This window comes from Enteroscipio rubneri (assembly GCF_002899715.1).
GTDB classification, from domain to species: Bacteria; Actinomycetota; Coriobacteriia; order Coriobacteriales; family Eggerthellaceae; genus Enteroscipio; species Enteroscipio rubneri.
Window position 1 is genome coordinate 1 of sequence record NZ_PPEK01000024.1, and the last position, 18,773, is coordinate 18,773.

At 63.0% G+C, this 18,773-nt stretch carries 13 protein-coding genes; 3 read left to right on the plus strand and 10 right to left on the minus strand.

Annotated features, from left to right (window positions below):
* The 4 genes from C2L71_RS11560 to C2L71_RS11575 all read right to left on the minus strand — a co-directional run.
* On the minus strand, positions 1 to 859 hold an 859-nt coding region (locus C2L71_RS11560; protein ID WP_129588520.1), incomplete at its 3' end, for a DEAD/DEAH box helicase.
* 141 nt (positions 860 to 1,000) lie between these two features.
* Entirely contained in the window at positions 1,001 to 2,719 is a 1,719-nt protein-coding gene (locus C2L71_RS11565) for a DUF92 domain-containing protein (RefSeq protein WP_103265915.1), read from the minus strand.
* Positions 2,716 to 3,672: a phytoene/squalene synthase family protein gene (locus C2L71_RS11570; RefSeq protein WP_103265916.1), complete on the minus strand. Its 957-nt coding sequence runs from the start codon at positions 3,670 to 3,672 to the stop codon at positions 2,716 to 2,718. The genes C2L71_RS11565 and C2L71_RS11570 overlap by 4 nt, the downstream gene beginning before the upstream one ends.
* A complete protein-coding gene (locus tag C2L71_RS11575) occupies positions 3,669 to 5,291 on the minus strand; it encodes a phytoene desaturase family protein (RefSeq protein WP_103265917.1) in 1,623 nt (540 codons plus the stop codon). The genes C2L71_RS11570 and C2L71_RS11575 overlap by 4 nt, the downstream gene beginning before the upstream one ends.
* Positions 5,292 to 5,532: 241 nt before the next feature.
* Here C2L71_RS11575 and C2L71_RS11580 point away from each other — a divergent pair, with 241 nt between their 5' ends.
* From C2L71_RS11580 to C2L71_RS11590, 3 genes are all read left to right on the plus strand, one after another.
* Positions 5,533 to 7,035, plus strand: coding sequence for a helix-turn-helix domain-containing protein (locus C2L71_RS11580; protein WP_103265918.1), 1,503 nt, complete (start codon positions 5,533 to 5,535; stop codon positions 7,033 to 7,035).
* 132 nt (positions 7,036 to 7,167) lie between these two features.
* A complete protein-coding gene (locus C2L71_RS11585) occupies positions 7,168 to 8,868 on the plus strand; it encodes an FAD-dependent oxidoreductase (RefSeq protein WP_239926666.1) in 1,701 nt (566 codons plus the stop codon).
* 357 nt (positions 8,869 to 9,225) lie between these two features.
* Positions 9,226 to 10,164, plus strand: coding sequence for a DUF1848 domain-containing protein (locus tag C2L71_RS11590; RefSeq protein ID WP_103265919.1), 939 nt, complete (start codon positions 9,226 to 9,228; stop codon positions 10,162 to 10,164).
* 156 nt (positions 10,165 to 10,320) lie between these two features.
* Here the strand turns inward: C2L71_RS11590 and C2L71_RS11595 are convergent, their stop codons facing one another.
* The 6 genes from C2L71_RS11595 to C2L71_RS11620 form a co-directional block, all read right to left on the minus strand.
* Positions 10,321 to 11,226, minus strand: a complete 906-nt coding sequence (locus C2L71_RS11595) for a DUF4013 domain-containing protein (RefSeq protein WP_103265920.1) — start codon at positions 11,224 to 11,226, stop codon at positions 10,321 to 10,323.
* 321 nt (positions 11,227 to 11,547) lie between these two features.
* A complete protein-coding gene (gene rplL, locus C2L71_RS11600; protein ID WP_103265921.1) occupies positions 11,548 to 11,925 on the minus strand; it encodes a 50S ribosomal protein L7/L12 in 378 nt (125 codons plus the stop codon).
* A gap of 87 nt (positions 11,926 to 12,012) precedes the next feature.
* Complete coding sequence (gene rplJ, locus C2L71_RS11605; RefSeq protein WP_103265922.1) at positions 12,013 to 12,534, minus strand: 50S ribosomal protein L10; 522 nt, start codon at positions 12,532 to 12,534, stop codon at positions 12,013 to 12,015.
* Positions 12,535 to 12,910: 376 nt separating this feature from the next.
* A complete protein-coding gene (locus tag C2L71_RS11610; RefSeq protein ID WP_239926668.1) occupies positions 12,911 to 14,749 on the minus strand; it encodes a Tat pathway signal sequence in 1,839 nt (612 codons plus the stop codon).
* Positions 14,750 to 15,008: 259 nt separating this feature from the next.
* Positions 15,009 to 17,690, minus strand: coding sequence for an aconitate hydratase AcnA (gene acnA / locus C2L71_RS11615; protein ID WP_103265924.1), 2,682 nt, complete (start codon positions 17,688 to 17,690; stop codon positions 15,009 to 15,011).
* A 177-nt stretch (positions 17,691 to 17,867) separates the two neighbouring features.
* Complete coding sequence (locus C2L71_RS11620; RefSeq protein ID WP_103265925.1) at positions 17,868 to 18,476, minus strand: hypothetical protein; 609 nt, start codon at positions 18,474 to 18,476, stop codon at positions 17,868 to 17,870.
* Between the last annotated feature and the right edge of the window lie 297 nt (positions 18,477 to 18,773).

Genomic DNA, 18,773 nt, shown 5'->3' on the forward strand with positions numbered 1-18,773 from the left:
GGCCGGCGCGCAGCCCGCCGGCGTCGGCGCCGGGGAAGACCGGGATGGCCGTCATGTCGCGCACGGGCACCACCACGCGCACGTCCAGGTCGGGCCGCCCCTCGGCAGCGATCACGCGCACGGGGTGCGGTCCGCCCAGGAAGCGCGCCACCTCCTCGCGTGGGCGAACCGTGGCCGAGAGCCCGATGCGCTGCGCCGGGCGTTCCAGCAGGTCGTCCAACCGCTCCAAGCTAAGCGCCAGGTGCGCGCCGCGCTTGTTGCCGGCGAGCGCGTGCACCTCGTCCACGATGACGGTCTCCACGCCGCGCAGCACCTCGCGCGCCTTGGACGTGAGCATGAGGTAAAGCGACTCGGGCGTGGTGATGAGGATGTCCGGCGGGTTGCGCTGGATGGCCCGGCGCTGGTCGGGCGTGGTGTCGCCGGTGCGCATGCCCGTGCGCACGGCCGGCGCGGGGGCGCCTTCGTCGGCGAGCCGCCGCGCGATGCCCGCGAGCGGCGCCTGCAGGTTGCGCTCCACATCCGCCCCGAGCGCCTTGAGTGGCGACACGTACAGCACGCGCACGCCCCGCGGCGGATTCGTGGCAGCGGGGCGTGCCTTCTCTCGCATGAGCGCGTCGAGCGCGAACAGGAACGCTGCCAGCGTCTTGCCCGACCCGGTGGGCGCGATGACGAGCGCGCTCTCGCCGCCCTCCACCGCCTCCCAAGCCTGCTCCTGCACGGGCGTGGGGCCAGCCGGAAACGCGTCGAGGAACCACCCGCGCACGGCTTCGGAGAACCGCATGAGGGCGTCCGGAGACGGGCGGGCCCCATCGTCCGCACCCGCTGCAGCGGCGCTTTCGACGTCGTTCGCAGCATCCATGGTTGTCCGTCGCCCCCCTCCGGCAGTCGTCGTACGACACCGTCCATCTTACCGCATGCGCACTGCGCCAAGAGCGTCCGAACGCTCGATATTCGGAACCGTGCCCAGCGCCCTTTCGCGCTAAGGATCCGTCGCTCCTTCTTATGGCAGTGCCACCAGCAGCCCGAGAACCACCACGGCAAAGCCGCTCAGCAGGTTCACGGCGTCGTTCGTGATCCAGGCGAAACCGGATACGAGCGTATACCCCGCTGCACCGCGGGAGGGCGCAGCCTCCACGAGCCAGCAGTCGTCGGCAAGCACGGCTTCGCCGGCCATCGCCGTTCCGCCGGCGCCGAGCGCGGCGGGTATACCGGAATCCGACTCCGAATTTGCATGGGCCCGTGCGCACGCACCGACATCTCCATCGGCTGGCGCGCAGGCCGCATCAGCAGCAGACGAGCACCCTGCGCTCCTTGGCGCGCGGTACTTCGCCTGCAGCAGCACGCCGAGAAGACTGTCCACCAGCGAGCCCACGATGCCGCATGCGATGATGAACAGGAACGCCGTCGGCCCCGTAGGCACCGCGAACCCGAACGCGTGGAACAGCAGCATGGCCAGAAACGCCGAGGTTGTCGCACCCACGACGGTGGCCGCCAGCCCGAGCGGGCTCACGCCGCCCGACAGGCCGCGCTGCATCGGCTTGCGCGTCACGATGTTCACCGGCAGCTTCCTGCTGTACGTGCCGACCTCGGACGCCCATGTGTCCGCCGTGCTCGCGGCCAGCGCCCCAGCCGACACGATGAGGAACCATGCCTCGCCGGTCGCGGCCCAGACCAGCGCGCACGCGAGGAACGGCACGCTGTTCGCCAGCACTTGCCGCAGCTTGCGCGGGCCGCCGCGCTTCTCCACCGTCCGCGCGCCGCGCCAGTACCGCATGAGCTTCGACGCCGCATTCGAGCTGCCGAAGAACCACATGAGCAAAAGCCACAGCGGCCAACCGCCGAAAGCGAAGGCAAGCGCGCCCACCGCAACGGCTCCGAGCGCGCCCGGTACGGTGAGCAATTGCGCGCGCAGCGCGAACAGCGCCACCGCGCCCGAGAACAGCATGCCCGCGATCGCCGGTGTGAAACCCGTCGTCGGTAGGAACAGGACCGCGTACAGCCCCGTCACGCCCAACGGCACGCTCAGGTTATCGAGCCCCGCAGGCGACACAGCCTCCAGCACCGTAGCCGCAACGGCCAGTCCGAACGCTGCGAGCAGGATCAAACCCACCCCGCCCATCGTTACAAGGCCCCTTTCCCCGGCGGACGACACATTCGCCATAAACGCCGGAACCTGCCCCTCCCAGCCCGTCGCGCCTGCAACCAGCAGCACAACCGCGCACGAAGCGAAGCTCGCAACGAGCATGACAACGCTGCCCGCAACCGTCTTTCCGCCTGTCATGGGCAGTTCTTGCCGCCCGATGCGCTTGCCCAGCACGGCCGCGAAACCGTCGCCGAACGCCATGCAGAACACGCCGAGCGCGCCCACATACGGAGCGCCGATGCCGAACGAAAACAGGGCGAGCACGGCAAGCGAAACGGCGTAATACACCGTGCCCGGCGTGGCCCCATCCTCGTCGCGCGCCATGAACGACAGCGCCCCTGTTCGAAAAGCCCATGCGTTCACAACGATGAATACAGCAGGGAGCGCGGCGGCCCACCACGGCGACGCGAACCACAGCCACGCCACGACCCACCAACCGCCGAGAGCGATGTGCACGAGTTTGCGCGAGGCCTCGGCCGGCGCTCCCAGCCGTGCGATCAGGGCCGAAGCGCCCAGCACTCCGAGCACGTACAACAGTGATACGCCCAGGCCGACGGCATTGTCCACGGCGATCATCTGCCTTCCTGCGCCAGAGCGCGTGGACACTCTTCCCGCTCGAAAGCGCTCTTCGATACACCACAAGAGGCGGCCGCGCTTTTCACAGCGAGCAGCGCAGAAGCCTCCTGCATCAGGCGCGCAGCCTGTTCCTTGGATACGGTTGCTCTACGCTCAAGACAGGAATAGCCCTCCGATCGAACCCGGCCGAGGATCCCGCGGTACAGAAACAGCGATGAGAGCGTGGGCAGCCGGCTGTCGTCGTCGAGCCGAAGCACGTCGTCCTGCATGGGCAGGTAGAGTTCCTCCGAGCGGCGCGCCACAAGCTCCCATGCCCTGACGAACGTCGCGTCCGGGCGGCGCTCGGCAAGCCGCTCAAGTGGACACGCCGCTTGCTCAAGCACCGATACGGGCAGATACACGCGCCCGGCGTCCCAATCCTCTCCCACATCGCGAAGGATGTTCGTCAGCTGCATGCCCACGCCCAGCGCGACCGCGCTCGCCCGCAGCGATGCATCCGAGGCCGATTCCGCACGCAGCAAAGGCAGCAGCATGAGACCAACCGAACCCGCCACGTAGTAGGCGTAGTCCTCCAGTTCCTCCATCGTTTGCGGCTGTCGAAAGTCGAGATCGCGTCTCTGACCCTCCAGCATGTCGAAGAAGGGCCGCTCGTCCATGTCGAAGGTCTCGAACACGACCTCGAGCGCCCGCCATAACGGCTTATCGGGCGCGTCGCCCGCACAGAACCGTTCGAATTCGACCGCCAGATCATCCAGAAGCGCCCGACTTGCCTCACGGTCGACGCAGTCATCAGCGAAGCGGCAAAAGGCGTAGATCGCGAACACGCTCTGCCGCTTCTTATCTGGCATCTGAGAGAATGCCCGGTAAAAGCTGTTGGAGCCGCGCTTGATGACGCGCTCGCACCAGGCGAAATCCTCGGCACGCTCCTCGAACCGATCGCGCAGCATCGTCATCGCGACCCCTCCTTGCCAAGAGCTGCCGCCTCGGACGCGCGCCCCTCTGCGGCGGAGCTGTTCCGTCCGGACATGCAGCCCTCCGATGCCTTGGCTGCCCTGCGCGCTGCGCCTGCCCGCTTGCGCCGCGACCGGTCGTCGCGCCGCAGCTCCTCCGCGGCCAGCCGCGCGCTCAGAAGCACGATGGGAACGCCCGCGCCAGGATGCGTGCTGCTGCCGCAGAAGTACAAGCCCTTGCAATGCTCGGCCTTGTTGTGCGGGCGCCAGTAATTGCTCTGCAGCAGCGTTGGGCGTAACCCGAACGTGGCTCCACGGTACGCATTGAACCGTTCGGCGAAATCAGCGGGGGTATAGAGCTTCTCGTACACGATGTGATCCCGAACGTCATCGTAGGCCGTTTCCCGCTCGACGAGATCGAGCACCCGCTCCCGATAAGACGCCACTGCCTCCTCAGACCAGTCCGCCCCCTCTTCCGGCAGGCAAGCCACCGGTACGAGCACATAGAGACCCTGCATGCCTTCAGGAGCGAGAGCCGGATCTATGACAGAGGGCGCGTACAGGTAGAAGGACGGATCGTCGGGGAAGCGCCCCTCGTCGAAGATGTCCGTTACGTTTTTCTTGAAATCTGAGGCAAACCGTATGGCATGCAACGATTCCGCGGGATACTGTTTGTCGAGTCCGAGGTACAGGATGAAACACGAACAGGAGTAGTCCATGGAGTCTATCTTCTCGTCGGTGTAAGAGCCGCGCGCCCGCTCATCCTTCACCAAGTGCTTCATGGCGTAGGGGAAATCGGCTGCGCACACCACGGCGTCAGCGGGGTAAAACGCTCCGTCCACGATCACGCCCTTCGCCCGCCCTCTGCGTACGACGATCTCCTCCACCGGAGACGAGGTGCGCAGATCGCCCCCTAGCTCTTGAAAAAGGCGCGCCATGCCCTCCGCCATAGTGTACATGCCTCCAGGCATGTACCATACGCCGTACAGAAGCTCGATCATCGGGATGATCATGTACAGAGACGGCCCTTCATAGGGCGAAATGCCGATGTAGAGAGTTTGGAACGCCAGCGATTTTCGTAGCCGCTCGTCGGCCACATAGCGCGAAACCGAGGAGTAGGCGTCGCCGAGCGTGTGCAAGCGCAAACCCGCTACGAGGCTCTTTGGGTTGTAGAAGTCGAGGGGGCCGCGAAACGAGCGCTGCAGAAAGTTGTTCTTTGCAATGAGGAAGCGCTTGTACAGCACTCCCAGATAGCGCAGGTAGCCTTCAGTATCCCGTTCGCTCACCGACTCGAGAGTCGCGGTGATGTCGGCAAGGTTGTTCGATAACCGCACTCGCTCGTCTGCTGAAAAGCTGATGTCCATGAGCGGCTCAACGGCCACCATGGGTATATAGTCGTCCGGATCCCTACCGGCAAGCTCGAACACCTCGCGGTACAATTCGGGCATCATCACGATGGTCGGGCCCACATCGAAGGTAAACCCATCTTCGACGATGCGGTTCATCTTGCCGCCAGCTCGGGGCTCCTTCTCGAACAGCGTCACGTCGTATCCGTCGTTCTGCAGACGTATGGCCGATGCCAGGCCGCCCACTCCGGCGCCCACCACGATTACCCGTTCCATGCGACTCCTTTACACTGACCGATATGCTATCTGGTCAGTGTATGATTCACTCGCCAGACGTTCGCAGCGCGCAGCCCAACTAGCGATGAGCCGTAGCATCCCCGTCACACGTCCGTTGCCGCACGTCGCAACGCGCTCGGCAAACGCGGTGACTGCCGGGCTGGGGCATGGAACCGCATCCCGCGTTCTAATGCTTAACGATTTACTGATATAATCATCTCTTCGAAGGGGAAGGGGCGCGATGAAGCTGCTGGAGCGAATGCGCGGCACCGATGGCATCAAGATCATTGTCGGATCGGCGTTCTTCTGGGCCTGGCTCGACGCGATGTTCATGAGCATGTTCTTCGTTCGCCCCGGATCACGCGGGCTCATGGCCGAAGCGGCCGTTGTGGCCGTCTTCGCGGTGAGCGCGATTGGGTTCTCGTTCGCTCTGCGCGCTGCTGCGCCGTTCAACAAGCTGCTCGGCGAACGACGGTTTCCCCTGTCAGCTGCGTGCTTGGGTACAATGGGATCGCTGCTGTTCCTGCTCGCAAGCGTAAATCTGAGTTGGCCCAGCCTGCTTGTCGGAGGCGCGTGCGGCGGCGTGTTTATGGCCGTGTTCGAGCTGGCCTGGGGCGGCGCATACTGCCGTGACGGAGCGCGAAGCGCCGCCCCTTACGTAGCCGGAGGCTTCGCCTGCGCCGTCGTCATCGACACACCACTGCTATTCATGATACCGGAGGCCGCAGCCGTGTTTTTTGCGTTGCTGCCGCTCGCAACGGGTTTGCTCTACGTCTCCGTTGCTCCCAATCAGCGTGTCTACCGACAAGGGCTGGAAAGCCCGGCGTTTGTGCAGCGCGGCGTACGCGCGCATTTGAAATCGCATCTGGGAATGTCAATGACGCTGTTGTGTGCGGTCATGCTCGTGATGGTGGGATTCGGGTATCTGCAGCACCTCGTCTCGTTCTCGATCGTCGGAGGCGGTTCTGGATACGGCATTATCATCCAGGTGGCACGGGGCGTGGTTGCGCTGCTCATGTTCGCCATCGTGGTCGGCTCTTCCCAACGCGTGAGCACGGTCTACCGCGTCGGCCTTCTGGCCATGATCGCAGGTTTCATGATGATGCCGTTTTTGTTCGGCACGAATCTGTTCTGGGTATCGGGAGCCGTCATTATCGGCGGTTATACGGCATTCGACCTCCTTGTTTGGGTGGCATTCTCGCAGATTGCGCATACGCAATCACGCGATCCTCTTAAAACCATTGCCGTGATGCGGATGCTCTCGGTACTGTGCACAGTGCTTGGATTTGCCATCGGCATCGCGCTTGTGGGCAACGAGGAGCCGATGAGCGAATTCGTCTCTGCGGAAACGACCGTGGTGGGATACCTTGTCGTCATTGCGACTGTGCTTACGCTGGGCAGCGAGGATATGTGGGCACTGTCGGGAAGGCCTGCAGCATTTCCAGAGGCGTCGGCCGAGGACTCCTTTGGACAAGACGAGCGGCTGGGAGGCTGGTTCGACGAGATCGGCCTCACCGCGCGCGAACGGGAGATCGGTGCGCTTTTGGTGAACGGGCGCACGCAGCCTTGGATAGCGGAGCGGCTGAGCATATCCGAGAACACCGTGGGAACGCACGTGCGCCATATCTACCAAAAAGCCGGGGTCCACGGTCGTCAGGAGTTCATCGACCTGGCGTTTCCTCTCTCTTCCAACATATCACCCGAAACGCGTGACCCCGAAGACAGCCTCACTGAAGTCGGCTGATATTCGGATATACGGTCTTTCACGCGTTGCGCTCGTGTCGACACTCCTTCACCATGACCGACATGCGCAGAGGGGAATCTGCGCAGCCGCGCCCCAGGGCGCGGAAGGGAGCATACGGGAAGGGGATATCCTATGGCTATGGATATCAATCGCAGAAGCTTTTTGAAGGGCGCGCTCGCCACGGGCGCAGCTGCGGCTGCAGCCGTCGCGCTGCCGGCGTGCAGCCCTGCGGAGTCGTCCGATTCGTCGGCGTCCTCGTCGAGTGCGGCGTCGGGCGAAGCATCTTCGAAGCATACGTGGGAAGTCGCGCCGGAGCCTATCTCCGATATCGCCGAAACGCAGGACTACGACATCGTCATCGTAGGCGCGGGCCTTGCGGGCATCAACGCCGCCGAGGCAGCCGCCCGCAATGGCGCCAAGACGGTGGTCATCGAGCGTAATACCTCGTTCTCCGTGCGCGGCGTCGACGTGGGCCATATTGGCAGCAACTTCCACAAGCAGAACGGCTTCGACCTCGATCCGCGCGTTGCCGCTCGTTTCTTGCACCAGGCGTCGCATCAGACCACGAACTACGACCTCATCTACGTGTGGGCGTCCCGCTCCGGCGAAGTATTCGACTACATCGAGGAGCTGGGCTCTAAGAACGGCGTCAGCATGGTGCCCGCGCTGTCGGGCACGGCGAAGTACGGCAACTGGTCGACCCTGTCCAACCAGTGGCGCGTCTATCCCGACGCCGTTTCGTTCGTGCGCGGCGGCGAGAAGTACGACTCCCGCGACGACGGCCAGCCAGTCAACGTGACGCTGGGCGAGCTCGTGTACAACTCCGCCGTCGACAACGGTGCCGAATTCGTGTTCGAGGCACGCGCCGAACAACTCGTGGGTGATGCAGCCAGCGGCATCACCGGCGTGATCGCAACCACGAAGGACGGCAAGCACGTGCAGTACAACGCCGCGAAGGGCGTCATCCTGGCCACGGGCGACATCGGAGGCAACCAGGAGATGGTGGATGCGTTCTGCCCCATCTCGAATCGTTCTGATTCAAACTGCTACGCACCTGCCGGTTTCAATAACGGCGACGGCCTAACCATGGGCATGTGGGCCGGCGCCGCCATGTCCAAGAGCGAAGCAGCCCCGATGATCCACCAGTTCACGCTCGATACGCTCGAGTGCAACCTGACTTCGTTCATCATGAGCTGGCTGGCCGTGAACGCCAACGGCGAGCGCTACGGTGCCGAGATGCCGTTCGAGCCCATGCTGACGAACGCCCGTATGAACACACCGGGCAACGTCGCGTGGTCCATCTTCGACTCGGATTATGAGAAGTACATCATGCAGCAGCAACCCGAGCGCTTCGACCGCTTCACCGACGGCCTCGATGCCGTCATGGAGAAGTGGCTGGGCAACGGCAAGCTGATCAAGGCCGATACGCTTGAGGACCTGGCCAAGCAGCTCGACATCCCGGCCGACACGTTCAAAGCCACCGTCGAGCGCTACAACAGCATGGCCGACGCAGGCGAGGATATCGACTTCGACGTGCCCGCACAGTGGCTCGCGCCCGTGAAGACCGCGCCATTCTACGCGACGAAGAACGTGTGCTCCACGCTGACCATCCCGTTCGGCCTCCACGTGAACGCCGATTCCCAGGTTCTCACCGCCGAGGACGAGCCCATTGCCGGCTTGTTCGCCATCGGCAACGTGCAGGGCGACTTCTTCGGCAAGGACTACCCCGTGCATTGCCCCGGTGTCAGCCACGGACGCTGCGTGACGTTCGGCCAGCTCGTTGGAGAAGCTTGCGCCAAGGGAACGACTATCGGCGAACTTGATTTCGCCTAAGCGCACCGACTGCCCGGCCGGAACGTTCTCCTGATCCTGCCGGACCCCTCCCCTTCGAGGGCCGCCTTCGGCGGCCCTCGTCGCGTTTCGGGCCGCATTCGCCCCGGACCCGTCCCTCTTCGCGGCCGAGGACGCCGGGCTGCTTCCCCGCATATGCCGGCGTCCTCGCGATCCAAGCCATAAGCAAAATCGGCGTCTTCAACTCATGCTTTACGCCACCGGTATCTGTCCACTATACTTGACATTTCGAACAGGTGTTTCTTTTTATAAGTTTATTGGTCACGCATCGACGGCAAATCTGGCTGCATTCGGAGGGGTTTACTCGATAGGCGGCATGATCCGAAGGGGAGGTGCCCCATGATCGTCAACGTGGGGGGAAGGACCGATATTGTCAACCACTACACAGAATGGTTTTTAAACAGGCTCGAAGAAGGATCAGCCTATGTGCGCAATCCGCTGTTCCCGCACAAAGTGTCCCGTTGCCAGCTCGATCCGTCCGTCGTGGACTGCATCGTCTTCTGCTCGAAGGATTACCGACCTATCCTGCCTCACATGCATGACATTGTCGAGCGGTATGGCGTGTACTGCTTCTACTCAATTACCGCATATGGAACCGACATCGAGCCGAATATACCCGACATCGACACCAGCATTCAAACCCTTCTCGAACTCTCTCGCATCGTCGGCTCCGAGCGTGTTGTATGGCGCTACGAGCCCGTACTGCTCACCGACGCCTACACTGCCGAGGTGCATGCAGAGACCTTCGATCGTATAGCCGCCCAAGTGGCCGGACATGTCGATCGCTGTATTTTCGGATTTGTCGAACAGTACGAACGGTTGAAAAAATCTTTGCCGGGCTTCGTCCCACTCGACCGCAACGGCAAGACCGCACTCGCGCAAAGCCTCGGATCGATCGCGGCGTCGCATGGGCTCGCCCTCCAAGCGTGCTGCGAAACGGGCGACTATCGAGCATTCGGTATCGAGCGCAAAGGATGCGCGACCCTCGCCACCCTTGGACGCGCTAATAACTGCCAATTCAGAACACTCAAACACAAGGGTTTGAAACCCGGCTGCCGTTGCTTTGAAAGCCGCGATATCGGCGCGTACGACACCTGCCCAAGCAGCTGTCTCTACTGTTACGCGAACACAAGCGCAACGAAATCGCTCGAAAACTACCGCCAACATGATCCGTATTCGCCCCTGCTTGACAGCACAATCGGACCGGATGACGTGATTACCGACGGACCCCAACGTTCCCTCTTGCTCCACAGCAAGCAGGATGCGCTGTTCATCTAAAACGTCAAGACTGGAGCGTGCGAGTCCGATCCGTCTTGCCGCATCCAAGCCGACGAATTTCGGCTCCACGTGCTGGCAAGCGGTATCCGCTCAATGACGCGCAAGGTTTCTTGCCAAACGAGTATCCGCTCGACACCAGCGAACTGGCTAGCCAGATCAGCGGAACGGCGTGCGAGGACCCGTCGTATACGCTCCGCCCGCCAGCTCGAACGGCATCGGATCATCCTGCCCGCGCCAAGCGGGGACGTCGAACTGGCGCATCCAGTAGCCCATCGCACGGGCTACCATCATACTGATGAAGACGGACAGAGCGAGCGACACGATGCCCACGAGCGCTAACCCTACGACCACAACCGCGGTCCCCGCCGTCGCGCTCAGAGCGGCGGCCTCGAACGGAGACGCAAGAAAACCGACCGCAGCAAGCGCAGCCGTGAAAAAGACGATGAGCATGAACACAAGAGAGAGCAGGCCGACAACCGCCCCCGTTGCAAGAAACAGCACGATCGCCATGCCCAAAATGCGGATCAATCCCCCGAAATCATGGCGAATCATCGCCCATAGCCGTCCGATCTGGAACCCTGCGGAAAGCCGGCCGTACACACTCATGCGCATCGTGCCAACCCATTGGAAGATCGTGACCAGCACGGTCAATGCAACTGAGACTACCGAGAGCAGCAAGCCGATAAGTCCTGATGCTAGCCCGAACGGAAGCCAGACAGAGCCCTCGTGAAGCGTCCAACCGAATCCGAACAGCCCCGCACCGGTCACAATGCCGCCGATCGCACTCACAACGCCCGGCACGAGCGCGCAAACGAACGCGATCACGAGCGCGAAGAACCCGCGGCTATACAGCTTGCCGTCCTCGTTGCCGAAGATGCGAGCGGGAAGCGGTGCGCGCACGCCCCAGGCGATATCGCGCGCCCAGCCGTATACATACCCGTATACTACGATCCATCCAAAGACGGGGATCAAGCCCACAAGCGACAGCAGGACCAGCTTGCCAAGCCAACCAGGTGAACTCTTGATATCATGCCAAGCGGCATTGAAATACCCTCTCTGCATGGCGGCTCTCCAATCCCATTCGGCCGCGTCAGCGCGCAGCCCTTCTGTTCGCGCGTTCAACTATACGTACACATCGCTCACCGCGCATAAACCGTTGCCATTCCGTCAGCGATCCGTTCGTCGTGCCGCGCGCACGAAACCGTATGCGCATCCAAAGAATCCCCCGAAGCAATGCAAGAAAAAAGCGAGGGGCCTCGAGATTCCCGAAATCGTCCTGCCATGCAGCGCCCATAAGGGCGAGCATGACCGGAACGAGATCGGGCGCCTCGAGACCCCTCCAACCTCGACAGGTTCTACGGCCGTCAGGCCGTCAAACCCGAGCTACTTCAAGGTGACGGCAGCGCCTGCTTCTTCGAGCTTGGCCTTGATCTCCTCGGCCTTGTCCTTGGCAACGCCCTCCTGGATAGCCTTCGGCGCACCCTCGACAGCCTCCTTGGCCTCCTTCAGGCCCAGGCCCGTGATCTCACGAACGACCTTGATGACGGCGATCTTGTTGTCGCCAAAGCCCTCGAGCACGACATCGAAGTCGGTCTTCTCCTCGGCGGCGGCGCCACCCTCGGCAGGAGCGGCGGCGGCCACGGCCACGGGGGCGGCAGCGGAGACGCCGAAGGTCTCCTCGATGTCCTTGACCAGCTCAGAAGCCTCAAGCAGAGACATTTCCTTCAGGGCCTCGATGATCTCTTCACGAGTAACAGCCATGTTCGTTTCCTTTCGCATGGGCCGAATCGCATCCGGCCTCGTATCTTGTATCGTTAGGCGACGTTTTTCACGCCACCATCGCTGCGGCTATGCAGCTTCTTTCTGGTTGGCCACAGCCTTCGCAACCTGGGCCAAGCCGCTCGGCACGCCGTTGATCGACACGGCCAGGCCGCGGGCAACACCGGAGATGGCGCCGGCAATCTGAGCGATGAGCTCCTCGCGGGAAGGAAGCGAAGCGATAGCTTCCACCTCGGCGGCCGTTACAGCCGCGCCTTCCATCAAACCGCCTTTGATCTCCAAATTCTGATTGGTCTTTGCAAAATTCTTGACGGCCTTTGCAGCCGCAGCCACGTCCTCGCCTGCAAACACGAACGCGCTCGGACCTGCCAGCATGTCGTCCAGCGTAGGCAGTTCGGACTCGGCAAGGGCGATGTGCACGAGCGAGTTCTTGTACACCTTCATGCTGGCGCCAGCCTCGCGAATCTCTCTGCGCAGCGCCTGAATATCCTTCACGCTCAGACCGCAGTAATCCACGACCCAAACAGCGGAAGCGCCGTTCAGATCCTCCTTGATCTTGACCAGGGTCTCTTGGTTCTTCACATTGGGCATATTGTACACCTCCTTCTTCTCAAGCTCGTGTTCCGCCCCGGCGGGTGGAATCGCCACCTTGAGAACAGGAAACGACCCCTGCCGTCTGAAGACAGCGGGGGTCGTCAAAGCGCATATGCTTCTCATGACCACCTCGGCGGGCCGCACTGCGTGCGATTAAACCTTTCGGTGCCAGCTGTCTTGGGCAGCGGAACAATCGGTATGTGCATGCCGCTCGTCACAGCAGCTTCTCTATTTTGCCACGGTATCGAATCATGTCAACCGTTTTGCCGATAAAACCCGGAAGCACACCGAGAATCCTTCGGGATCATGCGCAGACTGCGAGGGGCCTCGCCGAAGCGAGGCCCCTCGTTCCTGCGTCCCTGCCTAAAACAGGCTAGGCGGCGTTGCCCTGCGAATCCGCTGTTGCATCGGCTTCATCGGCGACCTTGTCGCCGCTTTCGGCATCCGACGACTTGATAACGTCGACTGTGTTGACCGGATCGCCTTCTATATAGCTGAACGCAATCGGGTCGCCCTCCCGGTAGCCTACGATCTCAAGAAGACCCGGTAGAGCAAAATCGTACACAGCGTCATTGCCTTCCAACTGCACGTAGAAGTGAGTGTTGCCCTCGATAACGGCCGTTGCAATGTGGCTGATCGCACCGCTGGCATCGCGCGAATCGAGCGCCTCTGCATCCTCCGACACCACGCCATTCGTCGCAAGCAGCGCCAGGTAGGACTTCTGGGTTTCCTCCACAGTGTTGCCCACCGCTACGTTCTGATACCGCTGGATGTCGAGCATCGCAAACTGCTTCACAAGGCCGGCATCATCCTTCAGAGCCATGAAGTACGTCGGCTGCCCTGCTACGTTGATAAGCAGCGGGAACGTGGCCTGATATCGCAGGTTCTGTACCTGACCCTCGGCCGATTGCATGGCCGACTCTTCCGTTGCTCCCGCCACCGGATAGAAATGCGACTCGGCCGTACGCTGGTTCACCAACACGAAGCCCACGATGGAGTTGTCCGCCGTAGCAGATGTCACGCCCGTGTACACCCATACGTCGTCGTCCTTGGCAATGTAGTTGTAGCCCAGGTTGCCATCGGTGCCCGGCGTGGTCTGCACCACGCCAGCCTGTCCGAGCCACGAGTTCAGCCAGCCATCCTTGTACTTACCTGACCAGTTGTACTGCTCAAGCAGCAGCTCGGTAGGATAGGCATGGTCGACCCACTGCGGCACGTCGCCGATGGCCAGGTCCTGCGTCTCGCCTGTCGTGGCATCCACCATGACCACACGCTCGATGGTCGTGCCGCCAAACAGGCCGATAGTGCGCGACTGCACCGGGCAGATCCACCACGGATGGCCCTCGTCGTCGATCTCGAACGACTTCTGGTCGAACATATAGAACGGGTAGCTCAGCTGCACGTGGCGGTCGATGTTGCGCACAAGCGGCTCGGACTCGGAGTAGTGGATGGGATTGTCGTCCAACCGAACGATCTCCGCATCCTGCGTCGTCATGTTCACGAGCGCGTAGGCGGGGATGCCGGCCTCGCGGTTCGTGAACCACTTGAACAGATCAGCATACCCCAGCGGGCTCACACGCACGGGGGAACTCTGGTAGTTGATCTGGCTGTACAACGGCGAAATCTCGAACTGACTCACGTACTCGGGGATGGAGCCCATCTCGCGGTTGCCCAGCAGCACGGCCGAGTCGCGGTCGATAACGGGGATCTCCGAGTAGTTGACCTCTTTGATGTCCTGCGCGAAGTTGTCCTCGGTAGTCTTCAGCATGCTCGCATACTTCTCGGCATTGCCGGGAAACAGCGACAGCGACGCGACAGCGCCCAACAGCACAAACGCCACGACAACCACCGGCACGAACGAAGCCCACTTGAACGCCTTCGCTTTGCCCGCGTTCGGCTCGACTTTATCCGTGCCCGTTTTGTACGCACGGGATTTCGACGCAAAAACGAGGAAAGCCGGCAGCAGGATGAATATCCCGACGAACATCCACGTATCCGTGCTGTGAATGTTGATCGGCGGATGAAACCACCAATAGGCCGCCAAACCGACGAGAACGATGACGATGGCCAAGATAATGAACGCCTTCTTGCCCCATGCCGCCAAACGATCGCCGAATTCCATCTGCACATCCACATGAGGCGGCTGCGCCCCACCACCACTCGCCGATCCCCCGGCGGAAGCCCCCGGGTCGGCATCAAACCGACCGTCCATGTTCACACCTGATTGCTTGAGCGCATCGATGAGCGCATCAAAGCCGGATGTCTGCTTTGCCACGGCATCCCTTTCGTCTTTCCTTGACATTAAAGTACCTACTATACACCAAAACGCCCGATCGCCTACTGCGACCGATCATCCTCGTTACCTGGTCTTTACAAATTACGTCACCCGTCCCGATGCAGGCCGCCGGAATGGAAGCGAAGGGGGTTTGCAGTGTCCATGCTGAGACAGCAGAACCGCATTACCCGGAGTTTCAGTCGATAAGCTGGCGCAAGACGTACGGCAGGATGCCGCCGTGCTCGTAATAGCGGCCCTCCGTGGGCGTGTCCACACGCACCGCGGCCTGGAACGCCACCGTCTCGCCGTCTGCGCGCTCGGCGGTCACGTCCACCACGCGCGGCTCGGGCAGCCCTTGCGAGAAATCGACGGGCTCAACCGTGAAGCGCTCCGAGCCGTCGAGCCCCAGGCTCTCGGCGTTCTCGCCCTCCTGGAACTGCAGCGGCAGGATGCCCATGCCGATGAGGTTCGACCGATGGATGCGCTCGAAGCTCTCGGCGAACGCGGCGCGGATGCCGAGCAGCGCCGGGCCCTTCGCCGCCCAGTCGCGCGAGGAGCCGCTGCCGTACATCTTGCCGGCCAGCACCACGAGCGGCTCGCCCGCGGTCTCGTAGCCCATGGCCGCGTCGAACAGCGGCGCCACCTCGCCCGTGGCGAAGTCGCGCGTCCAGCCGCCCTTCTTTCCCTCGGCCAGCTTGTTCTGCAGCTTCACGTTCGCGAACGTGCCGCGCATCATCACCTCGTGGTTGCCGCGCCGGGCACCATACGTGTTGAAGTCGGCCGGCGCCACGCCGCGCTCCTCCAGGTAGCGGGCCGCGGGCGAGTCGGGGGCGATGGAGCCTGCGGGCGAGATGTGGTCGGTGGTGATGAAGTCGCCCAGCAGCGCCAGCGCGCGGGCGCCCACGATGGGATCGGGAGCCGAGGGTTCGCGCCGCATGCCGTCGAAGTACGGCGCGCGACGCACGTAGGTGGACGTATCGTCCCAGGTGAACGTATCACTCGGCTCGCTTCCCAGCGAAGCCCACGCCGCGTCGCCGTCGTACAGGCCCCGCGTGCCCTCCTCGTACAGATCGCGGTCGACGTGGCTCTCCACGAGCGCGGCGATCTCCTCGTCGCTCGGCCAGATGTCGGCGAGGTGCACCGGGGTGCCGTCCGGGCGCGTGCCCAGCACGTCGTGCTCGAGGTCGACGTCCATCGTGCCCGCCAGCGCGTAGGCGATGACCGTGGCCGGGGCGGCTAGGTAGTTCTGCGAAACGTCGGGCGAGATGCGCCCCTCGAAGTTGCGGTTGCCCGACAGCACGCTGGCCAGCTCGATGTCCTCGGACGCTTCGTGCAACTCGGCCCTGATGGGACCCGAGTTGCCGATGCAGCTCATGCATCCGAAGCCGCAGGTGTAGAAGCCGAGCGCCCGCAGGCCTTCCAGCAGCCCGGCGCGCTCGAGCAGAAGCTCGGTGGCCTTGCTGCCCGGCGCGAGCACGCACTTCACCCATGGACGGGGCTTGAGGCCCGCCTCCGCCGCCTTCTTCGCGACGAGGCCTGCGGCCAGCATCATGGAGGGGTCGGTCGCCGTCGTGCAGCTCGTCACCGCCGCGATAGCCAGCGCGCCGTGGGTCAGCTCGCAGGTCGCGCCGTCAAGGTCGACCGCCACATGCCGCCCCAGGTCGAGCCCGCGCTCGTCGCACACGGCGCGGAAGCGCTCCTGGGCCTCGGCCAGCGGGATGCGGTCGTGCGGGCGTGAAGGCCCGGCGATCGAGCGCTCCACCGCGCCGAGGTCGAACTCGACGACCTCGGCGTACGTGCGCGCCGGAGCATCCGGGTCGTTCCAGAAGCCCTGCGCCTTCGCGTAGGCCTCCACGAGCGCCACCTGCTCGTCGGCACGTCCGGTGAGGCGCAGATACGCGAGCGTTTGATCGTCCACGGGGAACAGCGTGCACGTACTGCCGTATTCAGGCGTCATGTTCGATATGCACGTGCGTTGCGTGGCGCTCAGGTGGGCCAGGCCGGGGCCGAAGCACTCCACGAAGCAGCCGACCACGCCCTTGGCGCGCAGCATCTGGGCGAACGTCAGGGCCACGTCCATGGCGGTGACGCCCTCGCCCAGCTCGCCGGTCAGGCGCACGCCCACCACCTTCGGCACGAGCGTCGTGATGGGCTGGCCGAGCGCGGCCGCCTCGGCCTCGATGCCGCCCACGCCCCAGCCCAGCACACCGATGCCGTTGGCCGTAGGCGTATGGCTGTCGGTGCCCACGAGCGTGTCGAAGTACGCCACCGGACGCTCGCCGTCCGCATGCGCCACCCCCACGTCATCCGACGTCATAACTACGTGCGCGAACTGCTCGATGTTCAGCTGATGGCAGATGCCCGCCCCCGGCGGCACAATGCGCACGTTGTCAAAACTTTGCTGCGACCATTTCAGGAAGTCGTAGCGTTCCTTGTTGCGCGCGAACTCCAGCTCCATGTTCTGCTCGAGCGCGCCCGCGCAGCCAGCCACGTCGGCGATGACCGAATGGTCGATCACGAGGTCGCACGGGATCTGCGGGTTGATCTTCGTCGGGTCTCCACCTAGCTGGGCGCAGGCCTCGCGCATGACGGCGAAGTCCACGAACACGGGCACGCCCGTGAAGTCCTGAAACAGCACGCGCGCCGGCGAGAACTCCACCTCGCTGCCCACCTCGCCCGCATTGCCCGCCGCCACGATGCGCTCGGCCAGCTCCTCGGCCGCCTCCGGGTCCGCGACGTTGCGCAGGACGTTCTCCAGCAGCACCGTCAGCGCATAGGGCAGCGTCTTCGAACCCGGGACGCCCGCCACGGGGTAGTAGGTGTAGGTCGTGCCGCCCACCTCGAGCGTGTCGGCAAAACGGTTGCTCTTCTGCATCATGAGCGTATCTCCTTGGCGTCAGTTTGATCGTTCCACAATCGCGTCACCCAACCGGGCCCATCGCGAATGCATCGCCGCTATCGTTGGACGGCATGGCGCACCCGCGGTCGAAGCCCATGGCGCAACCGCCCTCCAGTCGCGCCCGGATAGCGGGCAGAATTCCCCTGAAAATGATGCCTAGCTTGCCTGGACGTTGTCGAGCACCTGCTGCGCGCGCCGCTTCAAAGCCCCACGCCCATTCGCAGCATCGAACGCCATGCGAGCAGCCAGCTCCTCTTTCACCTTCGGGGCAAGCTTGCCCGCGGCAAAATCTATCACGGCTACGAGCATATCCTGAAATTCAAAGTCGCCATGATAGCATTGAATGCCTTCATCGATGAGCGGCCACAGCTTCTCCGAACGGTTTTCGGTTGTCGCACCGAGCTTGCAGAGAAAGCGCATGGCAGCAAGCCTCACCGGGCCGCTTTCCTCATCGAATAGAGCCGTTTCCGCTCCAGGAACCGCTTTGTCGCACATGCGTGAGTCCCGATCGACAAGCTGCGTCAGAACATCGAGGCACTCCCAACGCGTTTGCGCTTCAGGGCGATTCAATGCGTCTATAAATGCACTGCCATGGTCGACAAGCCGATCGGCATGATCCTTCGCGAGCATCGCAAACGCAGCCGCGGCATTTTGACGATCCCTTCGGGACGAACCCGATAATGATTCTATCAACCGCTCGAACATCGCTTCGTTACCGAGCGCCTCCTCGGCAACCTCTTTTGCTCCCTGTGTCTTTTCGCTCACAGACTGCTCCTCCACGCTCGTACGAAATTATATACGTTTCTATTATACCCTTTCGTTGGAGCATTTTTTCCTTCGACGGGAATCGATACGTCCCCTTCTGCGGGCAGCACCGGGCCGCCGAGCGGTACGGGCGGCGCCGATCCCCCAGGGCTCCCGCCTGAAGCCCTGCCGCCCTGCCGCCGAAGATAGCCGTTCGGCGATGCGGATGGCAGCGCGCCTCCGTGCCCGAAAACGAGAAAAGGGCCCCTCTCGGGACCCTCCGGCTCGTCGGCCGCGCACGATGCGCGGCACGGAATA

Excerpts from the sequence above, each read along its gene's own strand:
- C2L71_RS11565 (WP_103265915.1), bottom strand. The coding sequence starts at position 2,719 with ATGATCGCCGTGGACAATGCCGTCGGCCTGGGCGTATCACTGTTGTAC.
- C2L71_RS11570 (WP_103265916.1), bottom strand. The coding sequence starts at position 3,672 with ATGACGATGCTGCGCGATCGGTTCGAGGAGCGTGCCGAGGATTTCGCC.
- C2L71_RS11575 (WP_103265917.1), bottom strand. The coding sequence starts at position 5,291 with ATGGAACGGGTAATCGTGGTGGGCGCCGGAGTGGGCGGCCTGGCATCG.
- C2L71_RS11580 (WP_103265918.1), top strand. The coding sequence starts at position 5,533 with ATGAAGCTGCTGGAGCGAATGCGCGGCACCGATGGCATCAAGATCATT.
- C2L71_RS11585 (WP_239926666.1), top strand. The coding sequence starts at position 7,168 with ATGGCTATGGATATCAATCGCAGAAGCTTTTTGAAGGGCGCGCTCGCC.
- C2L71_RS11590 (WP_103265919.1), top strand. The coding sequence starts at position 9,226 with ATGATCGTCAACGTGGGGGGAAGGACCGATATTGTCAACCACTACACA.
- C2L71_RS11595 (WP_103265920.1), bottom strand. The coding sequence starts at position 11,226 with ATGCAGAGAGGGTATTTCAATGCCGCTTGGCATGATATCAAGAGTTCA.
- rplL (WP_103265921.1), bottom strand. The coding sequence starts at position 11,925 with ATGGCTGTTACTCGTGAAGAGATCATCGAGGCCCTGAAGGAAATGTCT.
- rplJ (WP_103265922.1), bottom strand. The coding sequence starts at position 12,534 with ATGCCCAATGTGAAGAACCAAGAGACCCTGGTCAAGATCAAGGAGGAT.
- C2L71_RS11610 (WP_239926668.1), bottom strand. The coding sequence starts at position 14,749 with ATGGACGGTCGGTTTGATGCCGACCCGGGGGCTTCCGCCGGGGGATCG.
- acnA (WP_103265924.1), bottom strand. The coding sequence starts at position 17,690 with ATGATGCAGAAGAGCAACCGTTTTGCCGACACGCTCGAGGTGGGCGGC.